The organism is Mesorhizobium sp. J8 (genome assembly GCF_016591715.1).
GTDB lineage: Bacteria > Pseudomonadota > Alphaproteobacteria > Rhizobiales > Rhizobiaceae > Mesorhizobium.
Window position 1 is genome coordinate 3,660,232 of sequence record NZ_AP024109.1, and the last position, 16,881, is coordinate 3,677,112.

General features: G+C 63.5%; 15 protein-coding genes, 1 tRNA gene and 1 pseudogene. 5 read left to right on the plus strand and 12 right to left on the minus strand.

The window, feature by feature from the left end:
• The first annotated feature begins 131 nt into the window (after positions 1 to 131).
• The 4 genes from MJ8_RS17585 to dprA all read left to right on the plus strand — a co-directional run bounded on the left by MJ8_RS17585 (position 132) and on the right by dprA (position 4,266).
• Positions 132 to 1,097: an aspartate carbamoyltransferase catalytic subunit gene (locus MJ8_RS17585; protein WP_126082627.1), complete on the plus strand. Its 966-nt coding sequence runs from the start codon at positions 132 to 134 to the stop codon at positions 1,095 to 1,097.
• Entirely contained in the window at positions 1,094 to 2,380 is a 1,287-nt protein-coding gene (locus tag MJ8_RS17590) for a dihydroorotase (protein WP_201410096.1), read from the plus strand. The genes MJ8_RS17585 and MJ8_RS17590 overlap by 4 nt, the downstream gene beginning before the upstream one ends.
• Positions 2,381 to 2,560: 180 nt before the next feature.
• Entirely contained in the window at positions 2,561 to 3,142 is a 582-nt protein-coding gene (gene plsY, locus MJ8_RS17595; RefSeq protein ID WP_201410097.1) for a glycerol-3-phosphate 1-O-acyltransferase PlsY, read from the plus strand.
• Positions 3,139 to 4,266, plus strand: a complete 1,128-nt coding sequence (gene dprA, locus MJ8_RS17600) for a DNA-processing protein DprA (RefSeq protein ID WP_201410098.1) — start codon at positions 3,139 to 3,141, stop codon at positions 4,264 to 4,266. Before plsY ends, dprA begins: the two co-directional genes overlap by 4 nt.
• Before the next feature lie 31 nt (positions 4,267 to 4,297).
• Here the strand turns inward: dprA and MJ8_RS17605 are convergent, their stop codons facing one another.
• From MJ8_RS17605 to MJ8_RS17625, 3 genes are all read right to left on the minus strand, one after another.
• A complete protein-coding gene (locus MJ8_RS17605) occupies positions 4,298 to 5,440 on the minus strand; it encodes a hypothetical protein (protein ID WP_201410099.1) in 1,143 nt (380 codons plus the stop codon).
• Positions 5,441 to 5,531: 91 nt separating this feature from the next.
• Positions 5,532 to 5,744, minus strand: a complete 213-nt coding sequence (locus MJ8_RS17610; RefSeq protein WP_201410100.1) for a hypothetical protein — start codon at positions 5,742 to 5,744, stop codon at positions 5,532 to 5,534.
• A 534-nt stretch (positions 5,745 to 6,278) separates the two neighbouring features.
• Positions 6,279 to 6,354: transfer RNA gene (locus MJ8_RS17625), tRNA-Lys, on the minus strand.
• 276 nt (positions 6,355 to 6,630) lie between these two features.
• Between MJ8_RS17625 and MJ8_RS17630 the strand changes: the two genes are divergently transcribed.
• The gene (locus tag MJ8_RS17630; protein ID WP_201410103.1) at positions 6,631 to 7,083 is read left to right on the plus strand and encodes a BA14K family protein; all 453 of its coding nucleotides are present in this window, start codon (positions 6,631 to 6,633) and stop codon (positions 7,081 to 7,083) included.
• 105 nt (positions 7,084 to 7,188) lie between these two features.
• On the opposite strand, the pseudogene MJ8_RS32800 reads toward MJ8_RS17630, so the two are convergent.
• The 9 genes and pseudogenes from MJ8_RS32800 to glpD all read right to left on the minus strand — a co-directional run bounded on the left by MJ8_RS32800 (position 7,189) and on the right by glpD (position 16,861).
• Positions 7,189 to 7,658 (minus strand): annotated as a pseudogene (locus tag MJ8_RS32800) (DUF6882 domain-containing protein).
• A gap of 22 nt (positions 7,659 to 7,680) precedes the next feature.
• Positions 7,681 to 9,174 carry a glycerol kinase GlpK gene (gene glpK / locus MJ8_RS17640; RefSeq protein ID WP_201410104.1) on the minus strand — a complete coding sequence of 498 codons (1,494 nt, stop codon included), beginning with the start codon at positions 9,172 to 9,174 and terminating at the stop codon, positions 7,681 to 7,683.
• A gap of 90 nt (positions 9,175 to 9,264) precedes the next feature.
• Entirely contained in the window at positions 9,265 to 10,989 is a 1,725-nt protein-coding gene (locus MJ8_RS17645; RefSeq protein WP_201410105.1) for an ABC transporter substrate-binding protein, read from the minus strand.
• 78 nt (positions 10,990 to 11,067) lie between these two features.
• The gene (locus MJ8_RS17650; RefSeq protein WP_201410106.1) at positions 11,068 to 11,355 is read right to left on the minus strand and encodes a DUF2160 domain-containing protein; all 288 of its coding nucleotides are present in this window, start codon (positions 11,353 to 11,355) and stop codon (positions 11,068 to 11,070) included.
• A 3-nt stretch (positions 11,356 to 11,358) separates the two neighbouring features.
• A complete protein-coding gene (locus MJ8_RS17655; RefSeq protein WP_201410107.1) occupies positions 11,359 to 12,267 on the minus strand; it encodes a carbohydrate ABC transporter permease in 909 nt (302 codons plus the stop codon).
• 3 nt (positions 12,268 to 12,270) lie between these two features.
• Positions 12,271 to 13,137 (minus strand): carbohydrate ABC transporter permease, encoded by an 867-nt coding sequence (locus tag MJ8_RS17660; protein ID WP_201410108.1) that lies wholly within the window; start codon positions 13,135 to 13,137, stop codon positions 12,271 to 12,273.
• Positions 13,138 to 14,205 carry an ABC transporter ATP-binding protein gene (locus tag MJ8_RS17665; RefSeq protein ID WP_201410109.1) on the minus strand — a complete coding sequence of 356 codons (1,068 nt, stop codon included), beginning with the start codon at positions 14,203 to 14,205 and terminating at the stop codon, positions 13,138 to 13,140.
• Between the two features lie 10 nt (positions 14,206 to 14,215).
• Positions 14,216 to 15,295 (minus strand): ABC transporter ATP-binding protein, encoded by a 1,080-nt coding sequence (locus MJ8_RS17670; RefSeq protein ID WP_201410110.1) that lies wholly within the window; start codon positions 15,293 to 15,295, stop codon positions 14,216 to 14,218.
• Between the two features lie 39 nt (positions 15,296 to 15,334).
• Positions 15,335 to 16,861 carry a glycerol-3-phosphate dehydrogenase gene (gene glpD, locus MJ8_RS17675; protein WP_201410111.1) on the minus strand — a complete coding sequence of 509 codons (1,527 nt, stop codon included), beginning with the start codon at positions 16,859 to 16,861 and terminating at the stop codon, positions 15,335 to 15,337.
• Positions 16,862 to 16,881 lie beyond the last annotated feature (20 nt).

A 16,881-nucleotide genomic window follows, 5' to 3' on the forward strand; every position in this document is an offset into this window, starting at 1 on the left:
CGAATCCGAAGCCTCCGGGCCTTATAGCCCAAGCCACGGAAGGCGCGCGACGAAAATACCGGGGAGAACGCCCGCAATCCAAAGCTGGCGCTTGCGGCAGGCCGGACCGCACCCTATAGCAGCGCCTTGAGATGACCGACGCTTCGTCCCTGCCGCTCTTTCCCCACCGCCATCTTCTGGGCATCCGCGATCTGTCCCCGGCCGATATCGAGCTGTTGCTCGATCGCGCCGATCAGGCCGTGGCGATCTCGCGGCAATCGGAAAAGAAGACCTCGACGCTGCGCGGCCGCACCCAGATCAACCTGTTCTACGAGGCATCGACCCGCACGCAGTCGTCCTTCGAGCTGGCCGGCAAACGCCTCGGCGCCGACGTCATGAACATGTCGGTGGCGAGCTCCTCGGTGAAGAAGGGCGAGACGCTGATCGACACGGCGATGACCCTCAACGCCATGCGCCCCGACATCCTGATCATCCGCCACCAATCGGCCGGTGCGGCCGCCCTTTTGGCCCAGAAGGTCGGCTGCTCGGTGGTCAATGCCGGCGACGGCGCGCATGAGCATCCGACGCAGGCGCTACTCGACGCGCTGACCATCCGCCGGGCCAAGGGGCCGCTGTCGAAGCTGATCGTGGCGATCTGCGGCGACATCCTGCATTCGCGCGTCGCCCGCTCCAACATCATGCTCCTGAACGCGCTTGGCGCGCAGGTGCGCGTCGTCGCGCCCTCGACATTGCTGCCGTCCGGCATCGACAGGATGGGCGTTATCGTCGCGCGCTCGATGGCCGAGGGCCTCAAGGATGCCGATGTGGTGATGATGCTGCGCCTGCAGCGCGAGCGCATGGAAGGTGCCTTCGTGCCGTCGATCCGCGAGTATTTCCGCTATTTCGGCCTCGATGCCGAGAAGCTGAAAGCCGCCAAGGACGATGCGCTGGTCATGCATCCCGGCCCGATGAACCGCGGCGTCGAGATTGCCTCCGAGATCGCCGACGGACCGCAAAGCGTCATCCAGGAGCAGGTGGAGATGGGGGTGGCCGTGCGCATGGCGGTGATGGAAGCGCTGCTTGATCCGCGCCGCAACCATGAGGGGCGCGGCGCATGAGCGTGACCGTCTTCAGCAAGGCGCACATCGTCGACCCGTCGCGCGGCGTGGACGAGATCGGCAGCGTCATCGTCGACGGCCGCAAGATCGTCGCGGCCGGGAAAGCCGCATTGAACCAGGGCGTCCCGGAAGGCGCCACCGTCGTCGACTGCACCGGCAAGACGATCATTCCGGGCCTTGTCGACGCGCGCGTCTTCATCGGCGAACCCGGCGGCGAGCATCGCGAAACCATCGCCTCGGCAAGTGTGGCGGCGGCGGCCGGCGGCGTCACCTCCATCGTCATGATGCCCGACACCGATCCGGTGATCGACAATGTGGCGCTGGTCGAATTCGTGCTGCGCACGGCACGCGACACCGCAAGCGTCAACATCTTCCCGGCGGCCGCGATCACCAAGGGCCTCGAAGGCCGCGAGATGACCGAATTCGGCCTGCTGCGCGAGGCCGGCGCCGTCGCCTATACCGACGGCCGCCACACCATCGCCAACGCGCTGGTCATGCGCCGCGCGCTGACCTATGCCCGCGATTTCGGCGGCGTGATCGCGCATGAAATCCAGGATGCCGACCTCGCCTCGTCCGGCGTCATGAACGAAGGGCTCTATGCGAGCTGGCTCGGTCTTTCGGGCATTCCGCGCGAGGCCGAGCTGATCCCGCTCGAACGAGACCTGGCATTGGCCCGGCTGACCGGCGGCGCCTACCACGCAGCCAAGATCTCGTCGGCGATGGCGGCTGGCGCGGTGAACCGGGCCAAGACGGACGGCGCCAATGTCACGGCCGGCGTCGCCATCCACAACCTGTCGCTCAACGAGAACGATGTCGGCGAATACCGCACCTTCTTCCGGCTGACCCCGCCCCTGCGCGCCGAGGACGACCGGCTGGCGATGATCGAAGCGATCAAGGACGGCACGATCGACATCATCGTCTCCTCGCACGACCCGCAGGATGTCGACACCAAGCGCCTCCCCTTCGCCGATGCCGCTGCCGGCGCGATCGGGCTGGAGACGCTGCTTGGCGCGGCGCTGCGGCTCTATCACAACGGCGATGTGCCGCTCACCAGGCTGATCGAGACGCTGTCTACGGCGCCTGCACGACTGTTCGGCCTGCCGGCTGGCACATTGAAGCCAGGCGCGTCGGCCGATCTCGCGGTCGTTGATCTTGACGAGCCGTGGATCGTCAGCGAAAGCGGCCTGCGTTCGCGTTCGAAGAACACATGCTTCGAAGGCGCGCGCCTCCAAGGCAAGGTCTTGCTGACGATGGTCGCGGGCCGCACGGTGTTTTCAGCATAGCCCATCCATTGCTTTGAGTGCTGCCGGGCACAGGGTTGCTTGGCGAACCCTCCCGACTCTACCATTATATGTCCAATTGGTGCTTGAGCAGTGCCGGCCCTTGCAAACCATGGTTGCATAGCGCACATTGCTTCAATCTTAAGACGAGCACCCACAGAGAAGGGAACACCGGGGGAAACAATGGGTTACGTGATCGCGCTCGTCTTCGGCTACCTGCTCGGCTCGATCCCGTTCGGGCTCCTGATTACCCGTGCGGCCGGGCTCGGCGACGTGCGCAAGATCGGCTCCGGCAATATCGGCGCCACCAATGTGCTGAGGACCGGCAACAAAGGGCTCGCTGCCGCCACGCTGCTGCTCGACGCGCTGAAGGGCACCGCAGCCGCCCTGGTCGCCGGTCATTTTTCGCCGGATTACGGGGTTCTGGCGGGCTTCGGCGCCTTTCTCGGCCACCTCTTCCCGGTCTGGCTCGGCTTCAAGGGCGGCAAGGGCGTCGCCACCTATCTCGGCGTGCTGCTCGGCCTTGCCTGGCAAGGCATGCTTGTCTTTGCCGTCGTCTGGCTCGCTATGGCCTTCCTGTTCCGCTATTCCTCGCTGGCGGCATTGGCGGCCGCGGTGGTCGTGCCGATCGCCCTCTATTTCATGAACACGCCGCAGATCGCCGGCCTGTTCGCGCTGATGAGCTTGATCGTCTTCATCAAGCACCGCGCCAACATCTCGCGCCTGTTTGCCGGCACCGAAGGCAGGATCGGGGCGAAGGGATGAGCGCTCCGGCCGCCGGCCCGCGCCTCAGCGACCGGCAGCGGCTTGCCTGGCTTCGCCTGATCCGCACGCCCAATGTCGGCCCAGCCTCGTTTCGCGAGCTGATCAACCGCTTCGGCTCGGCCGAAGCCGCGCTTGAGATGCTGCCCGAATTGATGATCTCGGGCGGCGCCAATCGTATCGCCCGCATCCCCTCCATTGCCGAGGCCGAAGCCGAGTTGGACGCCGCCCGGCGCGCCGGCGCCCGCTTCGTCGGCATCGGCGAGGCCGATTATCCACCCCTGCTGAAGACCCTGGACAATCCGCCGCCGCTGCTTGCGGTGAAGGGCGAAGGCGCGGTCTTCCGCTTGCCGGCGGTGGCGATCGTCGGCGCCCGCAATGCGTCGCTCGCCGGCATCAAGATGGCCCGCATGCTGGCGGCCGATCTCGGACGCGAAGGCTACGCCATCGTTTCCGGTCTGGCGCGCGGCATCGACACGGCCGCGCACAAGGGCAGCGTTTCGACCGGCACTATCGGCGTACTCGCCGGCGGGCTCGATGTCCCCTACCCGCCCGAGAATGCCGGCTTGTGCGACGAGATCGCCGATCGCGGCGGCGCCATCGTGTCGGAAATGCCCTTCGCGTGGCAGCCGCGCGCCCAGGATTTTCCGCGCCGCAACCGCCTTGTCGCCGGCATAGCGCTCGGTCTCGTGGTGGTCGAAGCCGCACAGCGCTCCGGCTCGCTGATCAGCGCCCGCCTCGCCAATGAAATGGGCCGGCTGGTCTTCGCCGTGCCGGGCTCGCCGCTCGACCCGCGCGCCGCCGGCTGCAACGCGCTGCTCAAGGACGGCGTCACGCTCGTCACCGAAGCCACCGACGTGCTTGGCGCGCTGGCGCCGCTTGCCGGTGCCCGGCTTCCAAGAACCCTCCCGCTTGCCGAGGCGCCCGACATGTCGGCCATGCCGCCGCCCGGCGAAAACGACCGCGCCGATGTGCTGGAAGCGCTTGGGCCTACGCCGATCGCGGTGGACGACATCATCCGCCACACGGGTATGAGCGCAGCACAGATCTCGATGGTGCTGCTGGAACTCGACCTCGCCGGACGGCTGGAGCGTCACGCCGGAGGGAATGTGTCGCTGATCGCGTGAGCTGCGGCCTTCAGGTCCGAGTTTGGCCGTCCTACCGGAACAGATATTTCGACACTTCCGGATTGCCGCGGCGCCACATCACATTGTCAAGGAAATAGTGGTGCACGTTGATGAAGATCAGCACGATGAAGAAGAACAGCGAGGAACCGAGCACCTGCCTGTCGTAGGGGACCAGGGCGGTCAGCACGAACGGGATCAGCCAGAAGCCGAGATAGCCGAGGGCGGCGCCTCCGATGATGAATCCCAACACCCGCAGCCTGTAGCGAGGGCCGAGGACGGACAGTATTTTCGGCTCCGGATCGCGCGCCGCATCCGAAACGTCACGCTCGACATTGGTCTGATAGCGCCACACCACAGCCAGATATTGCAGCGAGTGCAGCGCCGGCACCACCAGCAGCCAGAGCGGGTTTATCCTGGCAATCAGGATCCAGAGATAAAGCGACGCGATATAGGCAACGATACCGTTATACGGCAGGCCGCCATTCTTTCGCCGACGACTGGCCAGCATCACGAGTGTGGCCGCTGTCGATGCGACGGCCGCCGTCAAGGCAACGTCGGTGGCCCATGAAGGCGCGGCGAAGGTGTAATACTGGAGTCCGTAATACTGTCCTGCGGTCACCGCAGTGTTGGTCTGCAGCCAGGCCAGGATCCACACAGCGTAGCTGTTGACGAGCAACACCTTCTTGTCCCGGTCATCGAAGAATTTGCGCTTCAGGACGGCGTCGACCATCAGCATGCCGTAGCCTTGCTTGACGTAGTGCCAGCCGACGAAGAAGAACATCGCATTGGCCGCGAGGCCGAGCAGCCGCGTGTTCGACGTCGCCGCGCCATAGGCGAAGAACAGGGCCATGATCACCGGAACGATGACGCCGGCGAAAATGTAGCGAAACTGCAGGCTTCGGTCGTAGCCGTCGCCACGCGCCTTGCGGCCGAAATTGCGATAGAAGATCTGGTAGGAATGGGCGAAATGCGGGTAGTTCACCAGATAGGCCACGACGACCATCGTCGCGGCCAGCGGGCCTTCATAATCGCGCGGCACGAAATAAAGCACCGGCAGGATCAGGAACGCGCTGCCGCCGAGCATCAGGAAATCGGCGACCGGGCCGAAGAGATATCTGCCGGGCGGCGTCGCCGCTTTGCGGGCCGCGGTCTCTACCGAAAGGTCAAGTGCCATCCTGGAGCCTCCTTCGGGGCCCCGAGTTTAACCATGCCCCTGTCCAGGGACAAGTTTTGCCCGTGACCGGCACTCACCGTCTTGGGGAAAGTCAGCCCTCAGAGCAAGGCAGCCCGGCGATCTTCATCAGCCGCTTCCGGGCTTCTGCCACGCGCTTCTGTTCCGACCGTATGCGGCTGCACAGCGCGAGGTTGATGCCTACGCCACAGTCCTCGTCCAGCATTTCCTTTGCGTGATTGAGAGAAGTTTCGGCGCGCTTTACGCTCTGCCTGGCCCTGGCCAGTTCCAAGTTCAGTACGTCCACTGTATCCGCATCCCAAATTGCGGTCCCTTCGGCCACGCAACGGTCGCGAATGGTTTTTGTTCCGATTGCCTAGGCCATCAAGCTGGCAGCTTTGGCGAAAAGCGCGGTTATTTCCGGAGCAGAGGCTGGATGGACGCCTTTAGCTGGTCGGCGAGTTGATCCTCCAGGCGCCATCGCCTGCGAACCCTTGCCCGTTTGTTGGGCTTGTACTCGGCAAGCTCGCGCTGCGCCTTGGCGGTAGGCATTGCGAACATCAAGGGGTCCGTCCGGAGCCCTCTGGACGACGCCGAGGATTATGTTCCTCCGATGCTGACCGACGGCGAGACCCCAAGGGCCTCGGCCCTTCATCCGAGCCAGTTTGTTGCCGAAAAAGCCGGATGCCCGAACGGGGCCACCAGCGTGCCCTATCGCGAACCGAGTACCCAGGGCAATTTACAAAAATGTAAAGCGCCGGCGGCGGCGACCTAATGTCATGGTGGCGGTTGGACTTGGGGAAATTCGGCAAATATGGCCGGGCCGTAGGGCGGTCGTTGATGGTGAGCGCGATGGGATTCGAACCCATGACCTACTGATTAAAAGTCAGTTGCTCTACCGGCTGAGCTACGCGCTCCCGCGGGCTCAAAACGCCGCCCTCGAAATTGCGCGGAACATAGGGAGAGTGCCGCGGCCGGTCAACCGGAAAAAGATGGCCTTCCAAGGCCGATTTTTTGAACGGATTCGGGGGGCGCCGAGGGTGTTTCCGAAGAGCTTTCGATACCGGCGCCAATGATCCGGGTCCGCATTGCGTCAGAAAGCTCCACAACAACGGGTTGATGTAGAAGGGAACAATTTGCGACCCGCACCCGTTTCGCAGCGGGGACGTCGATCAACCTCGAGGAGAAGATTAATGAACAAGATCGCATCGGGCCTGCTGGCAACCGCTCTCTCGGCGTCGTTCGTCGCGGCGGAGGTCGTGCCGGTCAACGCTCAGCCCAACTATGTGCCGCAACCCCAGGGCCTGTCGGATGTCCAGACCGTGCAGTATCGGGACTGGAGAAGGCATCGCGGCTTCAACCGCGATTTCTCGCGCCGTGGTGACGCCGTCTATTGGAATGGCCATCGCGGCTATCGTGAATATCGCCACGGCTATCGCCGTCACGGCGACTATTGGTTCCCGCTGGCTGCTTTCGCGACTGGCGCGCTGATCACCGGCGCCATCGTCAACAGTGAAAACAACCGTGTGTATCGCGGCAACGCGCATGTGCAGTGGTGCTACGACCGCTATCGCTCTTACCGCGCCTCGGACAACACCTTCCAACCGAACAACGGCCCGCGTCAGCAGTGCATTTCGCCCTACTGACGGCCTCCAGTCAATACCCAGGGTCGTTGATTGAGCCCGCGCCGCAAGGCGCGGGCTCTCTCGTGGCATTCAACCGGACTTCAAGAACTGAGCGCGCTCCGCGGGTCAGCTTGCCCAGCTAACGGTTTTGAGGATCAGATAAAGACCTACCCCGCCATCATCAGGAGGAGAGCGATAGGCTCCGCAGGCGTTGCAAATCCGAGTCACCGCTGAGGTCAATTTCCAGCCGAGTCCGTCAATATCTTCGTCCGTCACATAGTCTCGGGTGAGCTCGCCGATGCCATGGTTCTTGCCGAAAGATCGGGCTGATTGCGCGTCAGTTATGAACTCCGAAGGCCAGTACGAGTTTGCCCAAGCCCAGAGCCAGTTGCCTTGGCGCTGGTGGAGCCCGCGATCTGGATTTCCGAGACGACCTTGACGCCGCTCAGGTCGGAAAACACCAACTTTCCTGCCGTCAAGTCGTAGTTGTAGCGCGACCAACTGCCGAGGCGGAAATCCTTCGCCAGGCGCGCATTCTTGGCGGTGAGCTGTTCAACGGCCTCATCGCGCCAAGCAGGATACCAATCCGGTTGCATTCTCCCCCAAATCCCGAGATCGCTACTGCGTGCTCAGCGTCCGGCGCACCGCATCGCGCCATCCGGCCAGCTTCGTCGCGCGTGTTGCGGCGTCCATTTCCGGCTTGAAGCGCCGCTCAAGCGCCCAGCTCTTGGCGAAATCCTTCGCTTTCGGCCACACGCCGGCCTTCGACCCGGCAAGCCAGGCCGCGCCCAGCGCCGTCGTCTCCAGGATCGTCGGACGGTCGACCGGCGCGTCGAGAATGTCGGCGAGCCGCTGCATGGTCCAGTCGGACGCCACCATGCCGCCGTCCACCCGAAGCACCGTCTTGGCCGAGGCGCCTTTCCAGTCCTTGCGCATGGCGTCGAGCAGGTCACGCGTCTGGAAGGCGACCGATTCGAGTGCCGCGCGGGCAAATTCCGCCGGTCCGGAATTGCGCGTCAGCCCGAAGATCGCGCCGCGCGCGTCGGCGTCCCAATGCGGCGCGCCGAGCCCGACGAAGGCCGGCACCAGATAGATTTGTTGCGCCGGATCGGCGCTCGCGGCGAGCGCGCCGCTTTGCTCGGCCTTGCCGATCACCTTGATGCCGTCGCGCAGCCATTGCACGGCGGCGCCGGCGATGAAGATCGAACCTTCCAGCGCATAGGTGGTCTTGCCGTTCAACCGGTAGGCGATCGTGGTCAGAAGCCGGTTCCTCGAGCGCACAAGGTCGGCGCCGGTGTTGAGCAGCGCGAAGCAGCCGGTGCCGTATGTGGACTTCATCATGCCGGGCTCGAAACAGGCTTGGCCGATGGTCGCCGCATGCTGGTCGCCGGCGACGCCGAGGATCCGCATCTCGGCCCCGAAAAGGCTCTTCTCGGTGACGCCGAAATCGTCGGCGCAGTCCTTCACCTGAGGCAGGATCGCAGCCGGAATCTTGAGGATCGAAAGCAGCTCTTCGTCCCAGACATTCTTCTCGATGTTGTAGACGAGCGTGCGCGAGGCGTTTGTCGCGTCGGTGGCGTGCACTTGGCCGCCGGTCAGCCGCCAGATCAGGAAACTGTCGATCGTCCCGGCGAGCAGTTCGCCCCTCTCGGCGCGCTTCCTGGCGCCCTTCACCTTGTCCAGCATCCAGGCGATCTTGGTGCCGGAGAAATAGGGGTCGAGCAGCAGGCCGGTCTTCTTCGTGAATTTCTTCTCCAGCCCCTGCTTCTTGAGCTTCTGGCAGAGCGGCGCGGTCCGGCGATCCTGCCAGACGATCGCATTGTGGATCGGCTTGCCAGTCGTCTTGTCCCAGATCACGACCGTCTCGCGCTGGTTGGTGATGCCGATTGCGGCGACATCGGATGCCGCGCGGCCTGCCGCCTTCAGCGCGGATTTCACCGTGGCCAGAACGCTTGCCCAGATATCTTCCGGATCATGTTCGACCCAACCGGAGGCCGGATAATGCTGGGCGAATTCCTGCTGGCCGGCACCTGCGACCTTCATCTTGTCGTCGAACAGGATCGCCCGGGTCGAGGTCGTTCCCTGGTCGATCGCCAGCACAAAACCGCTCATTCCATCCCTCCACTTTTCATGCAACAGGGGAGACGGCCAAGCCGCCTCCCCTGCATTTCCTACACAGGTCCGCAGGCCTGCGTCATGCAGCTACTTCTGCCAGCTCTTCACCAGCTCGTCGTAGTTGACGGTGATCGGCTTGTCCTTCTCATTCTCGACCTTGAGCTGCGGCGCGAGGTTGCCCTTCGAGACGGCGTCCTTGTTCCAGTAATCGAGGTCATGCTCCTCGGCCATCTTCGGGCCGATGTCGCCCTGGACGCCCGATTTCTCCAGACGAGAGAGTACCTTCTCCTGGTCGGCGCAAAGCGAATCCATCGCTTCCTGCGGGCTCTTGGCCCCCGAGGACGCGTCGCCAATGTTCTGCCACCAGAGCTGCGCCAGCTTCGGATAGTCCGGAACGTTGGTGCCGGTCGGCGTCCACTGCACGCGCGCCGGCGAGCGGTAGAACTCGATCAGGCCGCCGAGCTTCGGCGCACGTTCGGTGAAGCTCTTGTCGTGGATGGTGGAGTCGCGGATGAAGGTCAGGCCGACCTGGCTCTTCTTCACGTCGACCGTTTTCGATACCACGAACTGCGCGTAGAGCCACGCGGCCTTGGCGCGATCCGTTGGGGTCGACTTCAGAAGGGTCCAGGAACCGGCATCCTGGTAGCCGAGCTTCATTCCATCCTTCCAGTAGACGCCATGTGGCGACGGCGCGACGCGCCATTTCGGCGTGCCGTCCTCATTGACGACCGGCAGACCGGGCTTGGCCATGTCGGCGGTGAAGGCGGTGTACCAGAATATCTGCTGGGCGATATTGCCCTGCGAGGGCACCGGGCCGGACTCGGAGAAGGTCATGCCCTGCGCTTCCGGCGGCGCATAGGCCTTCAGCCAATCGAGGTATTTCTGGATGGCATAGACCGAGGCCGGTCCGTTGGTGTCGCCGCCGCGGGCGACGCAGGAGCCGACCGGACGCGAATTCTCGTCGACCTTGATGCCCCATTCATCGACCGGTTTGCCGTTCGGGATGCCCTTGTCGCCATTGCCCGCCATGGACAGCCAGGCATCGGTGAACCGCCAGCCGAGCGACGGGTCCTTCTTGCCGTAGTCCATGTGGCCATAGACCTTCTTGCCGTCGATCTCACGGCCGGTGAAGAACTGGGCGATGTCCTCATAGGCCGACCAGTTGACCGGCACGCCGAGGTCGTAGCCGTATTTCGCCTTGAAATCCGCCTTGTTCTTCTCATCGTTGAACCAGTCGTAGCGGAACCAGTAGAGGTTCGCGAACTGCTGGTCAGGCAATTGGTAGAGCTTGCCGTCCGGTGCGGTCGTGAACGACTTGCCGATGAAGTCGTCGACGTCGAGCATCGGATCGGTGACGTCCTTGCCCTCGCCGGCCATCCAGTCGGTCAGGTTGCGCGCCTGCTGATAACGCCAGTGCGTGCCGATCAAGTCGGAATCGTTGACCCAGCCGTCGTAGAGGTTCTGTCCCGTCTGCATCTGGGTCTGGATTTTCTCGACGACGTCGCCTTCCTGGATGACGTCATGCGTGACCTTGATGCCGGTGATCGCGGAGAAGGCCGGCGCCAGCACTTGTGATTCATACTGGTGCGTGGTCAGCGTTTCCGAGACCACCTTGATTTCCATGCCGGCGAACGGCTTGGCGGCGTCGATGAACCACTGCATCTGCTTTTCCTGATCGGCGCGCGAAAGCGTCGACATGTCGCCTATCTCCTTGTCAAGAAAGGCTTTTGCCTCGTCCATCCCGGCATAGGCGTGGCCCGCTCCAAGCAATAGGACAAGGGCGGTCGTGGATGTTAGAAATTGCCGTCGCATGTGTCTCCTCCAGTCTTAGGTTGTGAAGTGCGATCCGGAGCAGCCGCCAGCACGCGGCCGCTCCGACTATTTCCCCCTCTATACGTATCGGAACACGCCAACGGCGTAGACCACGGAGAGAGCGAGAGCCCACCACAGGTTGGGTCCTACCAGACCCAGCCAAGCGAGATGGATGAAGGCGCTGCCGAGCAGCGAAACAAAAAGGCGGTCGCCGCGCGTCGTCTCGAAGCGCAACACGCCGACGCGCGGATTGCCGCCGGGCGAGACATATTCCCAAACGCCCATGCCGCAGAGCATCAGCGCAATCACGACGAAGAAGGCGGCCGTCGGCCACGTCCATGCCATCCAGGAGAAGTCGAGGTTCATGGCTTAGACCCTCCCCAGGGCAAAGCCCTTGGCGATATAGTTGCGGACAAACCAGATCACGAGCGCGCCGGGGATCAGCGTCAGCACGCCGGCCGCGGCGAGCAGTCCCCAGTCCATGCCGGCGGCGGAGACCGTGCGGGTCATGGTGGCGGCGATCGGCTTGGCGTCGGTCGTGGTCAGCGTGCGCGCGATCAGGAGCTCGACCCACGAGAACATGAAGCAGAAGAAGCAGGCGACGCCGATGCCGCTCGCAATCAGCGGCATGAAGATCTTCACGAAGAAGCGCGGGAAGGAATAGCCGTCGATATAGGCGGTCTCGTCGATCTCCTTCGGCACGCCCGACATGAAGCCTTCGAGGATCCACACCGCCAGCGGCACGTTGAACAGACAATGCGCCAGCGCCACCGCGATATGCGTGTCGATCATGCCGAAGGCGGAATAGAGCTGGAAGAACGGCAGCGCGAACACCGCCGGCGGCGCCATGCGATTGGTGAGCAGCCAGAAGAACAGGTGCTTGTCGCCGAGGAAGCGGTAACGCGAGAAGGCATAGGCCGCCGGCAATGCCACGGCCACCGATATCACCATGTTCATCACCACATAGGTGATCGAATTGATATAGCCCGAATACCAGGACGCATCGGTGAAGATGATCCTGTAATTGCGCAGCGTCGGTTCGTGCGGAAAGAGCGTCAGCGAGGAGACGATCTCCTGGTTGGTCTTGAAGCTCATATTGATGAGCCAGTAGATCGGCAGGAGAAGCACGATGATGTAGAGCGTCGGCACGATCCACCACCAGCGCGATTCCTCGCCGCGGCGGCGCATCAGCTTGGCCACCTCGTCCTGCGACAGCGTGCTGCCCACCTCGGTCACAGCCGTTTCGCTCACGCGCGTCGTCTCGTTGGCGCTCGCCATCTGTCAGCGCTCCGCGTCGTAGTTGGTCATCACGGTGTAGAACACCCACGACAACAACAGGATGATCAGGAAGTAGACCAGCGACATGGCTGCCGCCGGGCCGAGGTCGAACTGGCCGAGCGCCGTCTTGACGAGATCGATCGACAGGAAGGTCGTCGAATTGCCGGGGCCACCGCCGGTAACGACGAAGGGCTCGGTATAGATCATGAAGCTATCCATGAAGCGCAGCAGCACGGCGATCAGGAGCACGCGCTGCATCTTGGGCAATTGGATGTAGCGAAACACCGCCCAGCGCGAGGCGCCGTCGATCTTGGCCGCCTGGTAGAAGGCGTCGGGAATGGAGACCAGGCCGGCGTAGCAAAGCAGCACCACCAGGCTGGTCCAGTGCCAGACATCCATGACGATGACGGTGACCCAGGCATCGAACGGATCCTGGACGTAGTTGTAGTCGATGCCGAGCGCGTTGACGGAGTAGCCGAGCAGGCCGATGTCGTTGCGGCCGAACACCTGCCAGATCGTGCCGACGACGTTCCACGGGACGAGCAGCGGCAGCGCCATCAGCACCAGGCACACCGGCACGCCCCAGCCCTTCTTCGGCATGTTGAGCGCGATGAAGATGCCGAGCGGCACTTCGATCGCCAGGATGATGAAGGAGAAGATCAGATTGCGCACCATCGCTTCCCAGAAGCGGTCGGAATGCAGCAATTCCTCGAACCACTCGGTGCCGGCCCAGAAGAAGACGTTGTTGCCGAACGTGTCCTGCACCGAATAGTTGACGACGGTCATCAGCGGGATCACGGCCGAGAACGCCACCAGCACCAGCACCGGCAGGACGAGGAACCAGGCTTTGTTGTTCCAGGTCTTGTCCATCTATGCCCCCATCTCGACACGCCAGGAACCGGCATAGATGTTGATGCCGGCCGGATCGAAGCGGACTTTCGGCTCGGCAGGCACTTCGTCGTCCTCGCCGATCACCGCGGCAATCTCCCTGCCCTCCAGATTGGCGCGCACGACCTTGTGGCGGCCGACGTCCTCGACCTTGCTGACCTGCACCGCCATGCCTTCACGGCCGAGCCGCACATATTCGGGACGGATGCCGAGTTCGACGGCGCCGGCTTCGGCTTTGGGCACGCCAGGCAATTCGATGCGTTGCGCGCCGAGTGTCGCCGTCCTGCCGTCGAGCGACACCGGCAGCACGTTCATGCCCGGCGAGCCTATGAAATAGCCGACGAAAGTGTGGCGCGGGCGCTCGAAGAGCTCCGCCGGCGTGCCGATCTGGACGATCTCGCCGTCATACATGACCACGACACGGTCGGCGAAAGTCAGCGCTTCGGTCTGGTCATGCGTGACATAGACCATCGTGTAACCGAAGCGGCGGTGCAGTTGCTTCAACTGCGAGCGCAGCACCCATTTCATATGCGGGTCGATCACCGTCAGCGGCTCGTCGAACAGGATAGCATTGACGTCCGAGCGCACCAGGCCGCGCCCGAGCGAGATCTTCTGCTTCTGGTCGGCGGTGAGCCCGCGCGCCTTCTTCTTCGCCAGCGAAGCGAGATCGATCATATCGAGGGTCTCGCGCACCTTGCGATCGACGTCGGTCTCGGGCACGCGGCGGTTGCGCAGCGGGAAGGCCAGATTGTCGTAGACGGTCATGGTGTCGTAGATGACCGGGAACTGGAACACCTGCGCGATGTTGCGCTCCTGCGTCGACAGGTTGGTCACGTCCCGGCCGTTGAACAGAAGCTGGCCGTGCGAGGGATGCAGCAGTCCGGAAATGATGTTGAGCAAGGTGGTCTTGCCGCAGCCGGATGGTCCGAGCAGGGCATAGGCGCCGCCATCCTCGAAGGTGTGGTGCACCTCCTTCAGCGCGAAATCCGAATCCTTCTGCGGGTTGGGCAGATAGGAGTGGCGGATGTGGTTGACCTCGATGCGCGCCATCCGATCCTCCTCAGGCCGCCAGCTTCGACGCCGTCACGGCGCGGCCGTTCTGGTCGAACACCATTATGTGACGAGGATCGATGAACACCTCGACCTCGTCGTCCGTCTCGAAATCGAGGATGCCATGCGCGAGCATCACCCAGCGCGCGTCGGCGAAATCGAGATGGACGAAGCTCTCCGAGCCGGTGATCTCGGTGATGGTGACTTTGGCCCGCACCGGCACCGCGCTGGCGTTCGGCCGCTCCAGCGACAGATGATGCGGCTGGAAACCGATCGTGTAGCTGGCGTCCGCAATGCCGGCGAGCTCCGGCGGCACCGGCAGCTTGACGCCGCCTTCAAGCAGGAAGTCAGCCCCCTTCTTGGAGAGCACGATTGTGTTGAGCGGCGGGTCGGCGAAGGTCCGTGCCGTCACCAGGTCGACGGGCTTGCGGAACACGTCGACGGTCGGGCCGAACTGCGTGACGCGGCCTTCCGAGAGCGTCGCCGTATTGCCGCCGAGCAACAGCGCTTCGTGCGGTTCGGTCGTGGCATAGACGAAGATGGTGCCGGCGGCGGCGAAGATCTTCGGCAATTCGGCGCGCAATTCCTCGCGCAGCTTATAGTCGAGATTGGCCAAAGGCTCGTCGAGCAGCACCAGGCTGGCATTCTTGACGATGGCGCGGGCAAGCGCGGTGCGCTGCTGCTGTCCTCCGGACAGGTTGAGCGGCGTGCGGTCGAGATAGGGTGTCAGCTTCAAGAGCGCCGCCGCATTGCGCACTTCCTTGTCGATCTTGGCCTGCTCGATGCCGGCGACCCGCAGCGGCGAGGCGATGTTCTCGTAGACCGTCATCGCCGGGTAGTTGATGAATTGCTGGTAAACCATGGCGACGTTGCGCTTCTGCACCTTCTGTCCGGTGACGTCCTTGCCGTCGAACCAGACCGAGCCGGACGTCGGCGCGTCGAGGCCCGCCATCAGCCGCATCAGGCTGGTCTTGCCGGAAAGCGTCGGTCCGAGGAGCACGTTCAGCGAGCCATGCTGAAGCGTCAGCGACACGTCGCGGATATGCTCCTGCGCGCCGACTGTCTTCGTCACGTTCCTCAGTTCCAGCATCACGCCTCCTCCCAGGCCTTGCGCATCAGCGGTCGAACCTCATTCCGCAGCCGCGACGTGACGGTTGCTCAATCCGCGCATGAATTCCTCCAGCGCCGCCGCCTGCTCGCGGCTGAAATGCAGGCCGCGCTTGGTGCGGCGCCACAGCACGTCCTCGGCGGTGACCGCCCATTCGTTCTCGACGAGATAGCGGACTTCCGCCTCGAAAAGGTCGGCGCCGAAATTGCGGCCGAGATCGGCATTCGACTTGGCGAGCCCGAGCAGCTTTTCCGCGCGCGTGCCGTAAAGCCGGGTGAAGCGGCGAGCCAGCCGCTGATCGAGGAACGGATAGGCGCTCTTCAGCCTGGCGACCTGCGCGTCGAAACCGGTGGCAGGAAAATCACCACCCGGAAGCGGCGCGTCATGCGTCCAAGGCTTGCCGCGCTTGCCGAGAAAGCCCTCGATCTTCTCAAGCATCGATTCCGCCAGCCGGCGGAAGGTCGTGATCTTGCCGCCGAAGGCGTTGACAAGCGGGGCGACGCCCTCCCCGCCATCGGCCTTGAGCACATAATCGCGCGTCGCCTCCTGCGCCTTGGACGCGCCGTCATCATAGAGCGGGCGCACGGCGGAATAGGTCCAGACGATATCGGAGCGCTTCACGGCTACGGCGAAATACTCGCTCGCCGCGGCGCACAGATAGTCGATCTCGGCGTCGGAAATCTTCACGTCGTGCGGATCCCCCGGATAGTCGCGGTCGGTGGTGCCGATCAGCGTGAATTCTTCCTCATAGGGGATGGCGAAGATGATGCGGCCATCCTTGTTCTGGAAGAAATAGGCGCGCGGATCGTCGAACTTCTTGGCGACGACGATATGGCTGCCTTGCACGAGGCGGACATTGTGGACCTCATTCTGGCCGACGGCGGCCGAGAGCACGTGATCGACCCATGGGCCGGCGGCGTTGACGAGAAGCCGCGCGCGAACCTCCTCGGTTTCGCCGCTCAACACGTTCTGCACCTTGACGGCCCAGGTCGAACCGTCGCGCCGCGCGCTGACGACCTTGGTGCGGGTGCGGATGATGGCGCCCCGGTCGGCGGCGTCACGCGCGTTCAGCGCCACCAGGCGCGCATCGTTGACCCAGCCGTCCGAATATTCGAACGCCTTGCGGAACAATGGCTTGAGCGGCTTGCCTGCCGGATCGCTCGCCATGTCCAGCGTCTTCGTCGCCGGCAAGAGCTTGCGCCCGCCGATATGATCGTAAAGGAACAGCCCGAGCCGGATCAGCCAGGCGGGCCTCAAGCCCTTCGCGTAAGGCAGGACGAAGCGCATCGGCCAGATGATGTGCGGCGCGTTTTTCCACAGGACCTCGCGCTCCATCAGCGCTTCGCGCACCAGCCGGAACTCGTAGAATTCGAGATAGCGAAGGCCGCCATGGATAAGCTTGGTCGAGCCGGAGGAGGTCCCGCTCGCCAGGTCGTTCATTTCGGCCAAGTATACCGAGTATCCGCGGCCAACGGCGTCGCGGGCTATGCCGCAGCCATTGATGCCGCCGCCGATGACGAAAATGTCATGGATCGGGGATGCGTCCAAAGGGTCCTCCAACGATTTCG